Origin of the sequence: Dactylosporangium sp. NPDC049742 (assembly GCF_040674675.1) — a bacterium.
GTDB classification, from domain to species: Bacteria; Actinomycetota; Actinomycetes; order Mycobacteriales; family Micromonosporaceae; genus Dactylosporangium; species Dactylosporangium maewongense.
On sequence record NZ_JBFANF010000081.1, the window covers coordinates 1 to 16924 of the forward strand.

Consider the following 16924-nt stretch of genomic DNA (forward strand, 5'->3'; position numbering starts at 1 on the left):
GTCACCCTCAACGGTGCCGGCGGTGCGCTCAAGCTGACCTGGCCGTCGAAGCTGCCCGCGCCCCGCATCGAGGGCGACACCGCCGTCTACGAGTCGGTCCTGCCGGACGTCGACCTGCAGGTGCAGTCCACAGTGGAGGGCTTCGGGTACTCGCTGATCGTCAAGTCCCGGCAGGCCGCGGCGAACCCGGCCCTGGCCAAGCTGAAGTTCGGGCTGAGCAGCACCGGGTGGTCGCTGCGGAACAGGCCGGGCGGCGGCTACGAGGCCCGTGACAGCGCCGGGAAGGTCACCGCGTCCGCCGGGCAGGCGCTCATGTGGGACTCCGCCGGCGTACCCAGTGCGCAGCGGTCCCTCACCGCTGGCAAGCAGTCGGCGCTGCGGCACGTGCCCGACAACGCCCGCAAGGCCGACCTGCCCACCACGGTGGAGGGCGGGTCGCTCGTCATCGTCCCGGACGCCGCGATGCTCGCCGACCCGAGCGTCACGTATCCGGTGGTGATCGACCCGTGGACCGGCGTCGGCCGCGCCCGCTGGGGGTACACCAACTCCACCAACGCCAACCGCGACGACGGCATCGTCCGCGTCGGCGTCAACACCGACGGGTCCGGCACCTACCGGTCGTTCTTCGCGTTCGACCTGACCTGGCTGCCCGGCAAACAGATCCGCGGCGCCAAGTTCATCACCACCATGACCCACTCCTGGTCCTGCACCGCCACCCCGGTCAGCCTGTACCGCACCGGCGACCTCACCACGAGCGGCAAGCAGACCTGGTCCGGGCCCGCCCTCAACCTGTTCGTCGAGACCAAGTCCGGCAACGCCCACAAACCGTCGACCGGCGCCGGCTGCACCAACGACCCACAACCGAACATGTACATGGAGTTCTCCAACCAGACCCTCGTCAACGACATCATCAACTTCGGCCAGGGCCGCGGCAGCTACACCCTCGGCCTGTCCGCCCGCGACAGCGACGGCACCGACGAGAGCACCGGCAACCGGTGGAAGAAGTTCGACCAGGCCTCCACCGCCATGTCCATCGAGTACAACACCCTGCCCGACACGCCGGCCGCCGCGGCGCTGTCGACGCACACCGACTACACCGCCGCCGGGCAGCCCTGCGTCACCGGCGCGACCCGGCCGGTCCTGCGCTCCACCACACCGTGGCTCAAGGCCAACATCTCCGACCCCGACGGCAACAACAGCGGGCAGCTGTCCGCGTCGTTCGCGCTCCAGCAGTGGAACGGCACCGCCTGGACCGCCGTCGCCGGCTGGCCCAAGGGCGACACCGGCGTCCCGTCCGGAACACTCGCCGAGGTGCAGGTCCCGGCCGGCACGCCGACCGGCCAGATGATGCGCTGGCAGGTGCAGGCCGCCGACGGCCTCGGCGGCACGTCCGGCTGGTCGCCGTGGTGCGAGTTCTCGCTCGACACCACACCGCCGGGCGTCGTGCCGACCGCGACCACCGCCGACGGCCTGTACCTGGAGTCGCCGCCCAACGACACCATGCGCGGGTCCGTCGGCCGCAGCGGCCGGTTCACCTTCGGCGCCAACGGCGAGACCGACATCGTCGACTACGAGTACCAGCTCGACGGCGGCGCCAAGACCTACGTCAACGCCACCGGCACCGGCGGCCCGGCCACCGTCTGGGTCACCCCGACCCACGTCGGCGAGCACGTGCTGACCGTCCGCTCCCGCGACGCCGCCGGCAACGCCTCGCCGCCGAAGGACTACCGGTTCCTCGTCGACAGCCCGTCCGCGCCCACCGCCGTGTGGCGGATGGACGAGGGCGCCGGCACCGCCCTGGCCACCACGCCGGCCGGCGGGCCGAACGCCACCCTGTCCAACGGTCCCGCCTGGACCGACGGCCGCGTCCCGGGCACCCACGCGACCACCGGCACGGACCGGGCGGTGCGCTTCGACGGCGTCGACGACCTCGCCGCCACCGCCGGCCCGGTGCTCGACACGTCCCGCAGCTTCGGCGCCGCCGCCTGGGTCCGCCCGACCGGCGGCCTCGACACCACCCGCACCGTCCTGTGCCAGGAAGGCACCGCCGCCTGCGGGTTCGCGGTCACCTACGCCCCCACCCCGGTCAACCGCTGGACGCTCACCATGTACGGCGCGGACGCGGCGAACACGACCGTCACGCGAGCCCCGTCGAGCGCCGCACCCGTGCTCAACCAGTGGACCCACCTGGCGGTCTCGTGGGACGCGGGCACGAAGACCGCGAACCTGTACGTCAACGGCACCCTCGCCGCCTCCATGGCCCGGGCGTCGAACTGGAACGCCACCGGTGCCCTGCTCATCGGCCAGGGCAAGGAGAACGGCTCCCGCACCGGCCGGTTCCTGGGCGACGTCGCCGAGGTCCGGGTCTGGGACCGGGTGATCGACCCGCGGGTCGACCTGAACCCGCTGGTCACCCCCGTCCGCTCGGGCGCCTGGAGCATGGCCGACTACGACGAGGACGTGCCCCGGCAGGTCACCGACGACTCCGGCTACCTGCGACCGCTGACCATCACCGACGCGCCGGGCACGACCTGGTGCGACGGCTACGAGCTCGGCGGCGGCCTGTGCTTCGACGGCGTGTCCGGCGCCGCGACGACCGGGCCGGTCGTGCGTACGGACCAGTCGTACACCGTCAGCGCGTGGGTCCGGATCACCGACACCAGCGTGTCGCGGGCCGTGCTGTCCCAGCAGGGCAGCCGGGGCGCGGCCTTCACAGTCCGGTACGACCAGGCAGTCAACCGCTGGTCGTACGCGGTGACCGGTACCGACGCCGACGCACCGACCGTGGTCAAGGTGACCTCGCTCGCCGCCCCGGTGGTCAACAGCTGGACCTACCTGGAGGCCGTGTACGACGCCCAGGCCGGCCGGATCCGCCTGTTCGTCGACGGGCTGCTCCAGCGCGAGGCGCCCGTCCCGGCGACCTGGAACGCGGGCGGCACGTTCAACGTCGGCCGCACCCAGCAGGCCGGCACCGCCGCCGAGTTCTTCGCCGGCGACATCGACGAGGTGGCGGCGTTCACCGGTGCCGTGCACCCGGCCGGCACCACGTCGAGCCCCACCGCCGCGACGTACAGCCAGATCGACGACGATCCCGCCGGCACCCCGTCGGTGAAGGCCGACTTCGACGCCGACGGCAAGGAGGACCTCGCCGTCTTCAACGACATGGGCAACGGCGGCCTGCGGCTGTTCGTCCAGTACGGCGGCCAGACGGCGATGCAGCAGGTGTGGACCGCGCCGACCTGGGGCTACCCGATCACCAGCATGCGGTTCGTCGCCGGGCACCTCGGTTACAGCCCCGGCAGCGACATCGTCGGGTTCCTGGACTACGGCAACGGCCAGCTCGGCGTGTGGGTGTGGCAGGGCAACAACCTGGGCTCGCCGTTCCACCCGATCCACGCCCCGACGTGGAACCGGCCGATCGCCAACTCGCGGTTCGCCGTGGGCGACTACAACGCCGACGGCTACAGCGACGTCGCCCTGTTCACCGAGGTCAACAACGGCCACCTGCGCATGCACGTCATCTACGGCCAGCAGTGGAACCTCGGGTTCCAGCAGGTGTGGGACGCGCCGACCTGGGGCTACCCGATCACCAGCCTGCGGATCGGTGCCGGGCACTTCGGGTACAGCGCCGGCAGCGACATCGCCGGGTTCCTGGACTACGGCAACGGCCAGCTCGGCGTGTGGGTGTGGCAGGGCGACAGCCTGGGCGCGCCGATCCACCCGATCCAGGCACCCACCTGGAACCGGCCGATCACCAGCTCCCGGTTCGCCGTCGGCGACTACAACGCCGACGGGTACACCGACATCGCCGTCTTCACCGACGGCGGCAGCGGCCAGCTGCGCGTCCACGCCGTCTACGGCCAGCAGTGGAACCTCGGGTTCCAGCAGGTGTGGGACGCGCCGACCTGGGGCTACCCGATCACCAGCCTGCGCATCGTCGCCGGCCACTTCGGGTACAGCGCCGGCAGCGACATCGCCGGGTTCCTGGACTACGGCAACGGCCAGCTCGGCGTCTGGGTGTGGCAGGGCAGCAGCCTGGGCGCGCCGATCCACCCGATCCAGGCACCCACCTGGAACCGTCCCATCGCCAACTCCCGGCTGACCACGGGCGACTACAACGGCGACGGCACCACCGACATCGCCGTCTTCACCGACCTCACCGGCGGGGTGCTGCGCGAGCACCGGATCTACGGCGGTCAGTGGAACCTCGGGCTGCAGCAGGTGTGGGACGCGCCGACCTGGGGCTACCCCAGCACCAGCCTCAGGCTCGTGCAATGACCGGCTGACGGCCGTGAGGGTCGGGGGTCCCGCCGGGACGGGACCACCGGCCCTGCCACGGAACCCGGGCGTGGGCGAGAGTCGATGTGAGCCCATTGAACGGGAGGCCGCCATGACACCGCACCTGCGAGCCGAGATCGACCAGGTCGCCGAGGCCTCGATCGCGGCGCTGCGCGCCCCGTCGATCCTGAACACGCAGCCGTGGCGGTGGCGGCTCGCCGGCAACCACGCCGAGCTGTGGGCCGACCGGTCCCGCCGCCTGGACGGCATCGACCCCGACGGCAGGCTTCTGCTGCTCAGCTGCGGCACCGCGCTGCACCACGCGACCGTGGCGCTGCTCGCCGCCGGCTACGACGCCGGCATCGTCCGGCTGCCGGACCCGGACCGGCCGGACCTGGTCGCCAGGATCCGCCAGGGGCGGCAGTGCACCGCGGACGCCTTCCTCTACCGGGCGATCTACCAGCGCCGCACGGACCGCCGGCCGTTCAGCGACACCCGCCCCGGCGACGCCGTGCTCGACGAGCTGCGGGCCGCGGCCGAGCGGCACGGCACCCACCTGCACGTGGTGCGCGACGACCAGGTGACGGCCTTCGCCTCCGCGGTCGCGCACGCGGGGGAGGTGGAGCACGGCGACGCGCGGATCCGTGAGGACCTGCTCGCCTGGACGACCCGCGCCCGGGACGAACGTGACGGCGTCTCGCCCCGCAGCACCGTCCCGGACACCCACCGCACCATCGCGCCCCGGGACTTCAACGTGGCACGCCCGGCGGCGCTCGAACCAGGCACCGGGTCGGACCGCGGCACCGCGTACGTCATCCTCACCGTCGAGGAGGAGGAGCCCTCCGACTGGGTCGCCGCCGGCGAGGCGCTCTCCGACGTCTGGCTCACCCTCACCGCCCGCGGGCTGGCCGCCTCGCCGATCAGCGAGGTCGTCGAGGTGCCGGCGGTCCGGGTGGCGCTGCGGCGGCTGCTCGGCGGCGTGGGCCACCCGGCGATCGCGATGCGGGTCGGCGTGCCCGTCGACGACCTGGACCCGGCCCCGCCGTCCATCCGCCGCTCGGGCACCGACACCATCGGCCTGCCCGGCCAACCGTGATCTTCTGGCGCGTCCCGCCTGCACGGCGGCGACGGCTCGCGTAGCCTCGGCCTCATATGCCCGGGATGGATTGTTGACATTGCAACCCGCAAACCTGAACACGCATATCGGAGAAAGGACGTCCGGTGACCACTGTCGCGGACCGCACCACTGCCCTCGGCCGGCCCACTGACGACGAGATCGCCCAGCTGGACGCGTGGTGGCGAGCGAACAACTACCTCACCATCGGCCAGATCTACCTGCAGGGCAACCCGCTGCTGCGCCGCCCCCTAGCTCCCGAGGACATCAAACCCCGCCTGCTCGGTCACTGGGGCACCAGCCCCGGCCTGTCGCTGATCTACGCGCACGTGTCGCGGCTCATCCGGCTCACCGGCCAGCAGGCGATCTACCTCGCCGGCCCCGGCCACGGCGGCCCCGCGCTCGTCGCCGCCGGCTACCTGGAGGGCACCTACAGCGAGGTCTACCCGGCGGTGTCGCAGGACGAGGAGGGCCTGCTGCGGCTGTTCCGGCAGTTCTCCAGCCCCGGCGGCATCCCCAGCCACGTCTCCGTCACCACGCCCGGCTCCATCCACGAGGGCGGCGAGCTCGGCTACGTCCTCGTCCACGCGTTCGGCTCCGTCATGGACAACCCCGACCTGCTGACCGTCGCGGTCGTCGGCGACGGCGAGGCCGAGACCGGCCCCCTCGAAGGGTCGTGGAAGGGCGTCTCGTTCATCAACCCGGCCCGCGACGGCGCCGTCCTGCCGATCCTGCACCTCAACGACGCGAAGATCGCCGGCCCGACGGTGCTCGGCCGCAAGAACCCCGCCGAGGTGCGCTCGCTGCTGGAGGGCCACGGCTACGAGGTCCTCGAGGTCAGCGGCTCGGACCTGCCCGGCATGCACCACCGATTCGCCGCCACCCTCGCCGAGGCGTGGGGCAAGATCCACGCCATCCAGACCGCCGCCCGCAGCACCGACTGGGACGGCACCCGGCCCCGCTGGCCGATGATCATCCTCCGGTCGCCGAAGGGCTGGACCGGGCCCGAGGAGGTCGACGGCATCAAGGTCACCGGCACGTGGCGGTCCCACCAGGTGCCGCTGTCGGGCGTCAAGGACAACCCGGAGCACCTGGCGATCCTGGAGCGCTGGCTGCGTTCGTACCGGCCGGAGGAGCTCTTCGACGACGCCGGAGCACCCGTCGCCCTCGTGTCCGGCCTCGCCCCCAGCGGTGACCTGCGGATGAGCGCCAGCCCGCACGCCAACGGCGGCCTGCTCACCCGCGACCTCGACATCCCCGACTTCCGCAAGTACGCCGTCGACGTCGACGAGCCCGGCGACTCCCGCGCGGAGTCGACCCGGCGCCTCGGCGAGATGCTGCGCGACGTGTACAGCGGCAACCCCGACCGCTTCCGCCTCTTCTGCCCCGACGAGACCAACAGCAACCGGCTCGGCGCCGTCTTCGAGGTCTCCGACCGCGCCTTCATGGAGCGGGTCACCCCCGCCGACGTCGCCATCGGCCGCGACGGGCGGGTCATGGAGGTGCTCTCCGAGCACAACTGCCACGGCTGGCTGGAGGGTTACACCCTCACGGGACGGCACGGCATGTTCGCCACGTACGAGGCGTTCGCGATGGTCTCCGCGTCGCAGACGGTGCAGCACGGCAAGTGGCTGCAGGAGGCGAAGCGGCTCGACTGGCGGGCGAAGGTGCCGTCGCTGAACGTGCTGCTCACCTCGACCGCGTGGCGCAACGACCACAACGGCTTCTCGCACCAGGGCCCCGGGCTCATCCAGGTCGTGCTCACCCAGCGCGGCGACGTGGCCCGCGTGTACCTGCCGCCGGACGCCAACACGCTGCTGTCCGTCGCGGACCACTGCCTGCGCTCCCGCTCGTACATCAACCTCATCGTCATCGACAAGCAGCCGCAGCTGCAGTGGCTGAGCATGGACCAGGCCATCGAGCACTGCGCGGCGGGCGCGGGGATCTGGGACTGGGCCGGCACCGACGACGGCTCCAGCGACCCCGACATCGTGCTGGCCTGCGCGGGCGACGTCGTCACGATGGAGACCGTCGCCGCCGCACAGATCCTCCGGGAGCGGCTGCCGAAGCTCAAGGTCCGGGTCGTCAACGTCGTGGACCTCATGACGCTGCCCCGCCCGAAGGACCACCCGCACGGGATGAGCACGACCCGGTTCACCGAGCTGTTCACCGACCACGTCGACGTCGTCTTCGCCTTCCACGGCTACCCGGGCGCCATCCACCAGCTCGTCCACGGCCGCCCCGACGCCGACCGGTTCCGGGTGCGCGGCTTCATCGAGGAGGGCACCACCACGACCCCGTTCGACATGACCGTCCGCAACCGCGCCTCCCGCTACCACCTCGTCATCGACGCCATCAACAACGCGAAGCGGCTGCCGCGCGGCGCCGCCGAGCTGAAGGCGTGGTGCGAGCAGAAGCTCGCCGAGCACGAGACCTACGTCGTGGAGCACCTCGAGGACATGCCCGAGGTCCGCGACTGGACCCTCGGCGACTGGGCGGCACAGGGATGAGCACGGCGACCGAAACGCTGGCCCGGGCGGCGGACACCGCCCGGCTGGCGCCCTCCGTGCACAACACCCAGCCGTGGCGGTGGGTCGTGCAGGGCTCGTCCCTGTCGCTGTTCGCCGTGCCCGGCCGCCAGCTGCACGAGCAGGACCCGGCGGGGCGCCTCCTGCTGGTCAGCTGCGGCGCGGCGCTGCACCACGCGCGGGTCGCCCTGGACGCCTCCGGCTGGACGTACGACGTCTCGCGATCCGCCGACGACGGGTCCACCGCTGCCGACGCCGCGACGCCGCTCGCGGTCGTGCACGCCGCGCAGGCCGGACCCGCCGACCCAGGCGCGATGCGGCGCCTGCAGCTGCTGCAGGTCCGGCGCACCGACCGGCGGGTGGTCAGCGACGAGCCGGTGTCCGCGGCCGTGCGCGAGGCGCTCGTCGCCGCGGCCGGGCAGGAGGGCGCCCGCCTGCACCTGCTCACCCGCGACCAGGTCCTCCAGCTCGCCGTCGTCATCGAGCACGCCGGCGACGCGGAGCGGCACGACGAACGGATGCGTGCCGAGACGGCCGAGTGGGTCGGCGGCGACCGCCCGTCGGGCACCGGCCTGCCCGACACCGTGATCCCCGCCGAGCTGCCGCTCACCACGGTCGCCGAACGCGACTTCGGCGTCAGCGGCAACCTCCCGGCCGGCTCCGGCCACGACGAGGCCGCCGCCTACGCCGTTCTGTACGGCGACGGCGACGAACCCTCCGACTGGCTCCGCGCCGGCGAGGCCCTCAGCGAGATCTGGCTCGCCGCGACCGAGCACGGCGCCGCGGTCCTGCCGCTGAGCAGCCCCGTCGAGCTCGACTTCACCCGCCAGGCGCTGCGGCGCATGCTGGGCGAGGTCGGCTACCCGTACCTGGTCCTGCGCCTCGGCACCACGGACCCCGACCACGCCGGCCCGGCCCACACGCCGCGCCTGCCCGTCGAGCAGGTCGTCGAGATCGTCGACTGACAGCACCGCCGCCCGTCTCAGCATCCTGGCCGTCCGTCTCAGCGGACGGCCAGGATTTTTCGATGACATAGCGGAGCGGACCGGCACTTCTGCCGCGGCGGCGGTGTCGTGGTTACGATGCATCCCCCCACGCACCCGTCCGCGCGCGGGACTGCGGGCGTGTGTCCCGGTAGGGAGGTGTCGTGGAGGCTGAGGAGTCGTTCCGTGCGTACGTGGCGGGCCGGTTGGCGGCGTTGTCCCGCATGGCGTTTCTGCTGTGCGGTGACCGGCACGCCGCCGAGGACCTCGTGCAGGTGACGCTGGTCCGGGTCGCCCGGCACTGGGAGCGGGTGGTGGCCGGCGGGGACCCGGACCCGTACGTGCGGCGGGTGATGGTCAGCCAGCACGTGTCGCTGTGGCGGCGGCGCTGGCGGCAGGTGCACGTGAGCGATCAGCTGCCGGACCGCGCGGTGCCGGACCGGGCCGACGCCGTCACGACCGCGCTCGCGGTCCAGGCCGCGCTGGCGAAGCTGGCGCCCCGGCAGCGGGCCGTGCTGGTCCTGCGGTACTTCGAGGACCTGACCGAGGCCGCGACCGCCGACGTGCTGCGCTGCTCGGTCTCGACCGTGAAGAGCCAGACCCGCGACGCCCTCGCCGCCCTCCGTGTCAAAGCGCCCGAACTGGCCGAGGTGATGTCATGACCGTGCCGTTGCGTGACACGCTGCGTGAGCTGGGGGAGCGGATGCCGCCCGCCCGGCTGCCCGAGGACCCGTGGCGGCGCGGCCGCCGGCAGCGGCGCCGGAGCCGGGTCGTCGCGGCCGTCGTCGTGGCGCTGCTGTGCGCGGCCGTGGCCGTCCTGCCCGGCGTACACCTGGAACCCCAGCCGTCCGGGGGCGACCCGGCCGTCCCCGCCGGCATCGAGCTGCCGTACTTCTTCCAGGCGACGGTCGGCATGGCGCCGCCCGGCCCGGCCACGGTCCTGTTCGGCGGCTACAGCTGGGGGCTGTCCAGCGACCCCTACCCCTTCGAGGAGGAGGGTGGCAAGCTCGCCGTTGTCGGGCGTAACGGCGCCTACCGCATGCTGCGCTATCCGGACGACATGCTGCGTGCCGGGCAGGACGTGCGGCTGTCTCCGGACGGCAACCTCGTCGCGCAGAGCATGCTGACCGGCGGTCCGCCCGGGTGGCTGGTGGTCACCGACCTGCGCACCGGCCGCAGCCGCGGCTACGGCGACGGGCCGCCGGCCTGCTGCTTCGAGGTCGCGGCGTGGCGGCCGGACAGCGGCGCCGTCCTGGTGCTGCACGGCGACAACAACGACTATGACCCAGCAACCGACCGCCCACGGGCACAGTACATCCTGGTCGACCTGGCCAGCGGCGCGCTGGTCCCGGTCGACGACGTGTTCCCGCGCGACCCCGTCGCCTCGGCATGGGTGGCGGCGTTCGCGCCGGACGGCCACGGGTTCGTCGCGACGAGGCCCTCCGCGGGCGGCACCGAGTTGCGCGGTTACGACGCCGCCGGCCGGCGGCTGTGGACCCGCGACCTCGGCGACCGGCGGCTGGCCGGCGCGGGCGCCTACACACCGGACAGTTCGGCCGTGGCACTGCTGACCATCGACGGCTGCACGAACACCAAGGAGTGCGACCACGATCGGCTCGCCGCCCGGCGATGGCGCGTCTCCTACGTGGACGCCGCCACCGGCGCGGACCGCGAAGGGCCGGCGCTGCCGACGGTGACCGGTCCGGCGGTGCGAGCGCTCGGCTGGCACGGCGACACCCTCGTCGTCGTGCAATACGAACTCGAAGACGAAGTCCTGCTGGAATCGGACGATACGGGCTGGTCAGAGACCCGGCACGTCCGCGTGCTGGCGCTGCGACCAGACGGCACCGTGAGCGTCGTGCTGGACCCGCCGGGCGACGTCAGCTCCATCGACATCGCGCAGGACCTGCTCCGCGACGGGCGGTTCGGTGGCCCGGTGCCAGCGCCGGCGGCGCTGCCCGCCCGCTGGTCGGTAATCGCGCAGGCAGGCGTGCTCGCGTTCTGCGTGCTGTCACCGGTGCTGCTGATCGCCGCCCTCGTCATCCGGCTGGTCCGTCGTCGCCGCCGCCGCACGGCCCGGCCGTAGCGGCGGCGTCTCGGACCGTTGCCGGCCGCGGCTCAGCGGTCCTCCGGCACGGGTAGCTCCCGTCCGAGACGTACGAGCGGGGACAGGACCATCACCAAGGGTGACAGCATCATGCCGGCGCCCGCCACGACGATCGCGGTGCGCAGCCCCAGCTCGCCCGCGAGGAAGCCGCCGAGCAGCGAGCCCAGCGGGGTCAGGCCCATGCCGGCGAACGTGATGGTCGCGGCGGCGCGGCCCTGCATCCTGTCCGGGGTCAGGGCCTGCCGGATGGCCATGACGGTGACGTTGACCAGCTGCCCGAAGGCTCCGACCACGAGGTTGATCGCAACGAGCGCCGGCACCGTCACCGCGGGGGCGCCCTGCACCGCCGGCACGAGCAGCAGCACGCCGTTGCCGATCGTCGCCGCGGACACCAGCACCACGCCGTGGCCGAACCTGCCGGGCAGGCGGGCGGCGAGCAGCGCCCCGGCGAGCGCCCCCGGTCCGGTCGCCGCGAGCACCAGCCCGACCGCGCCGCCCGGCAGGCGCAGGTCTTCGGTGAGGTAGACCAGATACGCGGTCATCACGGCCGCGAACGAGAACTGGAACGCACCGGAGGCCAGGCACACCGCCCGCAGCGACGCCTCACCGGCGACGAAGCGGACGCCCTCCCTGACCTCCCGCCACACGTGCGGGGCCCGGCCGGCGCGCTTCGGGGCCGGCTCGCGGTGCCGGATCCGCGAGACCGACCCGAACGACAGCACGAACAACAGCCCGTTGGCCACCGCCGCGATCGACGCCGACGGCAGCGACACCAACGCCCCACCGAGCGCCGGACCACCGACCTGCGCCGCGGACCGGCTGCCCTCGAGCGCGCTGTTGCCGCGCAGCAACTGGTCGCGCCGCAGCATCCGTACGAGCAACGCCTGGTACGCCACGTCGAAGAACACCGACATCGTCCCCAGCGCGAAGCCCGCGACCAGCAGGACCGGCAGGTCGAGGCCGCCGGCGAGGGCGGCCGCGGCGACCCCGGCCAGCACCGACGCCCGGCCGAGGTCCGCCAGCATCATGACGTTCCGGGCACGCCACCGGTCCACCCAGGCGCCGATGAACAACGACAGCAGCAGCAACGGCGCCTGCCCGACGGCCCGGAGCGCACCGAGCCCGCCGACGTCGAGATGCAGCGTCAGCACCGCGATCAGCGGCAGGACCACCAGGCTCGCGTGCTCGCCGAGCTGCGAGGCGCTCTGCCCCACCCAGAGCCTGCGGAAGTCGGCGTCGCGCCAGAGCGCGGAGTCGGGCACAGCGGAAGACGTGGACGGCACGGAAGACCCCTCGGGTTGCCGAGAACAACGGCCCGCCACCCGTTCCGCAGAAGCGTGAACGGGTTCAGGCGGGGGTGCTCGCTGTGCCGCGCTTTCGAAGGCAGCACGCGATGACCGGGGCCGCTCACGGCCCAAACGTCAACGCGTGCTCGAACGACCGGGCATCTCAACTCCTGGGGCACTCGGTTGGCCGACCGTAACCATCGACGCCCCGGCGCGCAACGCGATTCGAACGCGGCGAGGCGCAGGACCGGCTGGTGTGGCGGCCGCCATCCCGCCGGCGCGGTGGGGCATGCTGCTTGGAGGAAGGCCTGAGCCAACCGTGTGGAGGTGTGCGATGTCCCGTGTCCAGCTCGCGCTCCGGGTCCCGGACCTGGAAGCGTCAGTGGCGTTCTACTCGGAGCTGTTCGGCACCGAACCGGCCAAGCGCCGCCCCGGCTATGCGAACTTCGCGATCGCGGAACCCCCGCTGAAGCTCGTCCTGCTGGAAGGCGAACCCGGCCGGCCGACCGCACTGGATCACCTCGGCGTCGAGGTCGAGACCACCGAGGCCGTCGACGCCGCGACCGGCCGGCTGACCGGGGCGGGACTCATCACCCTGACCGAGGGCGACACCGAGTGCTGCTACGCGCTGCAGGACAAGGTCTGGGTGCGGGGCCCGGGCGACGAGCCATGGGAGGTGTACGTGGTCAAGGGAGACTCCGACGTGGGGGACAAACCCATCGTCGTGGAGACCTGCTGCACCGGCACCCAGCCGTCCGACAGCGCGCCCGCCGCCGTGCCCTCGCCCGCCGTGCCGTCGCCGGTCGTGCCGTCGCCCGTCGTGGCGCCTGCCGGACCGGCGTAGCGGGCGGTCCGGCCGTACCCAGCGGTCATCTGGCCGGAGCGGCCCGCCGGACGTGATAGCCGAGAAGGAAGGTCGCCAGGCCCGGGACGGCGGCCGCCGCGGCGCAGGCCAGCGCCTGGTGCAGGGTCAGCGGCGTCGTGCCGAGCAGGGACTGCAGCGGCGGGAGCCAGACGGCGGCGAGCTGCAGGACGAGGGACAGCCCGACGGCGGCGTCCAGGCTCCAGTTGCGCTGCCCGCCGCCACGGGCCCGCAGGGCGAGGGCGACGCCGAGCTGCGCGAGGCCGAGCACCAGGAACAGCACACTCTGCCACGGCCCGCCGGCGTGCCGCGTCCACAGCGCCGCGGCCAGCACCGTGGCGGTGATCAGCGCGCTCGTGACGGCGATCGGCGCGGCCAGCCCACCGAGGATCGCCTGGTCCGGGCGGCGCGGCGGCCGCCGCATCAGGCCAGGGTCGGCTGGCTCCCCGCCGAGCGCGACGCCCGGCAACCCGTGCGTGATCATGTTGATCCACAGGATCTGCGCCGGCAGCAACGGCACAGGCATGCCCAGCCACGGTCCGGCGAGCATGACGAGCACCTCGGCGGCGCCACCGGACAGCGCGTACACGAGGAAGCGGCGGATGTTGGCGTAGATGCGCCGCCCTTCGCGCACCGCGGTGGCGACGGTGGCGAGGTTGTCGTCGGCGAGGACGAGGTCCGCGGCCTGGCGAGCGGCCTCGGTGCCGCCACGGCCCATCGCGACCCCGATGTCGGCCCGGCGCAGGGCCGGCGCGTCGTTCACACCGTCACCGGTCATGGCCACGACAGCACCGCCGCGCTGGAGCCCCTCGATGATGGTCAGCTTCTGCTCGGGACTGGTCCGCGCATACACGACTGGCACCGCACCGCCCGCCCCGTTCTGCCGCGCGTCGATGCCCAGGCTGTGGGGTGGCGCAGTGCCGTCAGGGCCGTGAGTTGGCGCGGCGATGCCTGGGCCGTGAGGATGCGTGGCGCCGGCCAGACCGTGAGGTGGCGCGGTGCCGTCAAGAGCATGGGGAGGCGTGGCCCCGTCCGGGCTGTGGGGACGAGTAGCGGCGGCCGGGTCGTTGCTGGGTGCCGCGGCGAGGCTGGTCGGGTCGGTGCCGAGCGCGACCCTTGCGCCAGGGGTGGCCAGGCCGACCCGCTCGGCGATCGCCGCAGCCGTCGCCGGGTGGTCCCCGGTGATGAGGATGACCTCGATGCCCGCGTCCCGCAACGCGGCCACGGCCGCCGGCGCCGCCTTCCGCACCGGGTCGATGAGAGCGACCAGCCCGAGCGGCCGCAGGTCCCGTTCGGCGTCCTCCGGCGTCGGTACGGAGTCCCGGTGCGCACCCGCGACGGCAAGCACCCGGTAGCCCTCGGCGGCAAGCGCACGGTAGCCCTCGACGGCAGACACCTGGTGGCCGTCGGCGGCAAGCGTCTGGTAGCGCTCCGCGGCGAGTGCCTGATGGTCCTTGGCGGCGAGCGCCTGGTGGCCGTCGGTGGCAGGCGCCCGGTGGTCGTCGGTGGTGGGGGCCGGCGGTGTGGCGGCGAGCAGCACGTCGGGTGCGCCCTTGGACACGACCAGGTATCCGCCGGCAGGGTCGGCGTGAACGGTGGTCATGCGGCGTCGCACGGCATCGAACGGCACCTCGGCCACGCGGGGGAACTCCCGCCGCACCGTCAGGTCGACACCGCAGCGTCCGGCGGCGGCGAGCAGGGCGGCCTCCATCGGGTCGCCGACCGGCACCCACGCGGGTCCGGTGTGGTCGAGGTCCGCGTCGTTGCACAGCACGAGCGCCCGGGCGAGCTCGAGCCCGGCGGCGCCCGGCTCTGGCGTCGCGGTCCCGGAAGGGGCGTAGCCGGTGCCGGTCAGGGTGATCTCGCCGCCGCCGGGCAGCAGGAGCCGCTCGACGCTCATCAGCCCTTCGGTGAGCGTGCCGGTCTTGTCGGTGGCGAGGACGGTGACGGAGCCCAGGGTCTCCACGGCGGGTAGGCGGCGCACGATCGCCGACCGCCGCGCCATCCGGTGCGCGCCGAGAGCGAGGGCCAGGGTCACGACCGCCGGCAGCGACTCGGGCACGGCGGCGACGGTGAGGCTCACCGAGGCCAGCAGCATCTCGGTGACCGGCTGGCCGCGCAGCACGCCGACCAGGAACACCACCCCGGACAGCACGACCGCGGTCAGGGCGAGGACCTTGCCGAGCCCGACGAGCCGGCGCTGCAGCGGCGTCTGCCGCCGCGGCTGCCCGGCGACCAGGGCGGCGATGCGGCCCAGCGCGCTGTGCTGGCCGGTGCGCACGACGACACCCGTGGCGCGCCCCGTGGCGGTGACGGTGCCCGCGGACAGCTCGTCGCCGGCGGACCGGGCCACCGTCATCGACTCGCCGGTGAGCGCCGACTCGTCCAGGGCCAGCCGGACCGCCTCGACGACCCGCAGGTCGGCGGGGACGATGTCGCCGGCCTCGACCCGCACGACGTCGCCGGGCACCAGCTCAGCGGCGGGGACGGAGACGTCGGCGCCGTCGCGGCGGACCCTGGCGGACGGGGCGGCCATGCGGCGCAGCGCCGCCACCGCCCGGTCGGCGCGCAGCTCCTGCACGACGCCGACAGTGGTGTTGAGGACGATCACCAGCGCGATGACGATCAGGTCGCTGACGTCCCGCAGGGCCGCGGTCACGACCATGGCGACCAGCAGCACGACGATCAGCGGGTCCCGCAGCTGCACGCCGATCCGCGCGACGATCGACGGTGGCGGCGCGGCCGGAAGCTCGTTGCGCCCGTGCCGCTCCCGCAGCGCGGTGACCTCCGTGGCGCTGAGCCCGGCCGGGTCCGTCAACGTCGTGGTCATGCCTCGACCCTCTCATCGTCCACCCCCGCCGCCCAGCGGCGAAGGTCCCGCCTCAGGCGGGACCTTCGATGTAGGACCAGCGGCTCAGGTGGCCGACGGCGCGTGCGCGATCAGCACCGGGCACTCGGCGTGCTGCATCAGCTGCTGCCCGACCGACCCCAGCAGCAGCCCGGCGAACCCGCCGTGCCCGCGGCTGCCGACCACCACCAGCTGCGCCGTGTGCGACACGCCGATGAGCACCTTGGCGGCCCGTCCGGCGGCCAGCAGCGCCTCGACCTTCACGCCGGGGTACCGCTCGCGCCACCCGGCCAGCGACGACTCCAGCGCCGCCCGCTCCGCCGCCTCGGCCGCCTCGCGCGGGACCAGCACCGGTGACGGCGGCACGAAGGCGCGGACCGCCACGAGGTCGGTGCCGCGCGCGACGGCCGCCTCGAACGCCAGCCGCACGGCCGCCTCCGCCGACGGCGAGCCGTCGACCCCGACCACGACCGGGCCGGTGACCGCGTCGGAGTGCCCGCGCACGACCGCGACGGGCGTGCGGGCGTGCGTGGCGACCTGCTGGCTCACCGAGCCCAGCAGCAGGTTGCTGACCCCGCCGGCGCCGCGGCTGCCGACGACCAGCAGGCCGGCGGCCTCGCCCAGGTCGAGCAGCGTCGCCGCGCCGGGCGCGTGGACGGCGACGCCGACGACGTCGAGCCCGTCGTGGCGGTCGCGGACGCGTGCGACGGCCTCGGCGACGAGCTGCTCACCGGCCCGCTCCGCCGCCTCGATCAGCTCGGCCGTGACGTCGTAGTACACGCCGGGCCACGAGACCTGGTAGCCGTGCACGATCTGCAGCCGGGCACCCGCCCGTACGGCCTCGGCGGCGGCCCAGTCGACCGCCTTGCGGGCCTCGTCGGATCCGTCGTACCCGACGACGACTCGTTGGATGTTCAT

At 73.6% G+C, this 16924-nt stretch carries 10 protein-coding genes; 7 read left to right on the top strand and 3 right to left on the bottom strand.

Features of this window, described 5'->3' with window-relative positions; all coding sequences use genetic code 11:
- The 6 genes from AB0J72_RS51890 to AB0J72_RS51915 form a co-directional block, all read left to right on the top strand.
- The coding region (locus AB0J72_RS51890; protein ID WP_363414311.1) for a LamG domain-containing protein at positions 1-4278 on the top strand (4278 nt) is incomplete at its 5' end.
- A 112-nt stretch (positions 4279-4390) separates the two neighbouring features.
- Positions 4391-5374, top strand: a complete 984-nt coding sequence (locus AB0J72_RS51895) for a nitroreductase family protein (protein WP_363414314.1) — start codon at positions 4391-4393, stop codon at positions 5372-5374.
- 125 nt (positions 5375-5499) lie between these two features.
- Positions 5500-7902 carry a phosphoketolase family protein gene (locus tag AB0J72_RS51900; RefSeq protein WP_363414316.1) on the top strand — a complete coding sequence of 801 codons (2403 nt, stop codon included), beginning with the start codon at positions 5500-5502 and terminating at the stop codon, positions 7900-7902.
- Positions 7899-8885, top strand: coding sequence for a nitroreductase (locus AB0J72_RS51905; protein WP_363414319.1), 987 nt, complete (start codon positions 7899-7901; stop codon positions 8883-8885). The genes AB0J72_RS51900 and AB0J72_RS51905 overlap by 4 nt, the downstream gene beginning before the upstream one ends.
- Positions 8886-9067: 182 nt before the next feature.
- A complete protein-coding gene (locus AB0J72_RS51910; RefSeq protein ID WP_363414321.1) occupies positions 9068-9565 on the top strand; it encodes a SigE family RNA polymerase sigma factor in 498 nt (165 codons plus the stop codon).
- On the top strand, positions 9562-10989 hold the full coding sequence (locus AB0J72_RS51915; protein ID WP_363414324.1) for a hypothetical protein: 1428 nt from the start codon (positions 9562-9564) through the stop codon (positions 10987-10989). The genes AB0J72_RS51910 and AB0J72_RS51915 overlap by 4 nt, the downstream gene beginning before the upstream one ends.
- A 32-nt stretch (positions 10990-11021) precedes the next feature.
- On the opposite strand, the gene AB0J72_RS51920 is transcribed toward AB0J72_RS51915, so the two are convergent.
- Positions 11022-12293 carry an MFS transporter gene (locus AB0J72_RS51920; protein ID WP_363414327.1) on the bottom strand — a complete coding sequence of 424 codons (1272 nt, stop codon included), beginning with the start codon at positions 12291-12293 and terminating at the stop codon, positions 11022-11024.
- Positions 12294-12630: 337 nt separating this feature from the next.
- Between AB0J72_RS51920 and AB0J72_RS51925 the strand changes: the two genes are divergently transcribed.
- Positions 12631-13140, top strand: a complete 510-nt coding sequence (locus tag AB0J72_RS51925; RefSeq protein ID WP_363414330.1) for an ArsI/CadI family heavy metal resistance metalloenzyme — start codon at positions 12631-12633, stop codon at positions 13138-13140.
- 25 nt (positions 13141-13165) lie between these two features.
- Here AB0J72_RS51925 and AB0J72_RS51930 read toward each other — a convergent pair whose 3' ends face one another.
- Both AB0J72_RS51930 and AB0J72_RS51935 read right to left on the bottom strand, forming a co-directional pair.
- A complete protein-coding gene (locus AB0J72_RS51930; protein WP_363414332.1) occupies positions 13166-15988 on the bottom strand; it encodes a cation-transporting P-type ATPase in 2823 nt (940 codons plus the stop codon).
- A gap of 84 nt (positions 15989-16072) precedes the next feature.
- Complete coding sequence (locus tag AB0J72_RS51935) at positions 16073-16924, bottom strand: universal stress protein (RefSeq protein ID WP_363414335.1); 852 nt, start codon at positions 16922-16924, stop codon at positions 16073-16075.

Bases quoted from the DNA above. Each gene is read 5' to 3' on its own strand.
- AB0J72_RS51905 (WP_363414319.1), top strand. From the start codon at position 7,899: ATGAGCACGGCGACCGAAACGCTGGCCCGGGCGGCGGACACCGCCCGG.
- AB0J72_RS51915 (WP_363414324.1), top strand. From the start codon at position 9,562: ATGACCGTGCCGTTGCGTGACACGCTGCGTGAGCTGGGGGAGCGGATG.
- AB0J72_RS51925 (WP_363414330.1), top strand. From the start codon at position 12,631: ATGTCCCGTGTCCAGCTCGCGCTCCGGGTCCCGGACCTGGAAGCGTCA.
- AB0J72_RS51895 (WP_363414314.1), top strand. From the start codon at position 4,391: ATGACACCGCACCTGCGAGCCGAGATCGACCAGGTCGCCGAGGCCTCG.
- AB0J72_RS51930 (WP_363414332.1), bottom strand. From the start codon at position 15,988: ATGACCACGACGTTGACGGACCCGGCCGGGCTCAGCGCCACGGAGGTC.
- AB0J72_RS51935 (WP_363414335.1), bottom strand. From the start codon at position 16,924: ATGAACATCCAACGAGTCGTCGTCGGGTACGACGGATCCGACGAGGCC.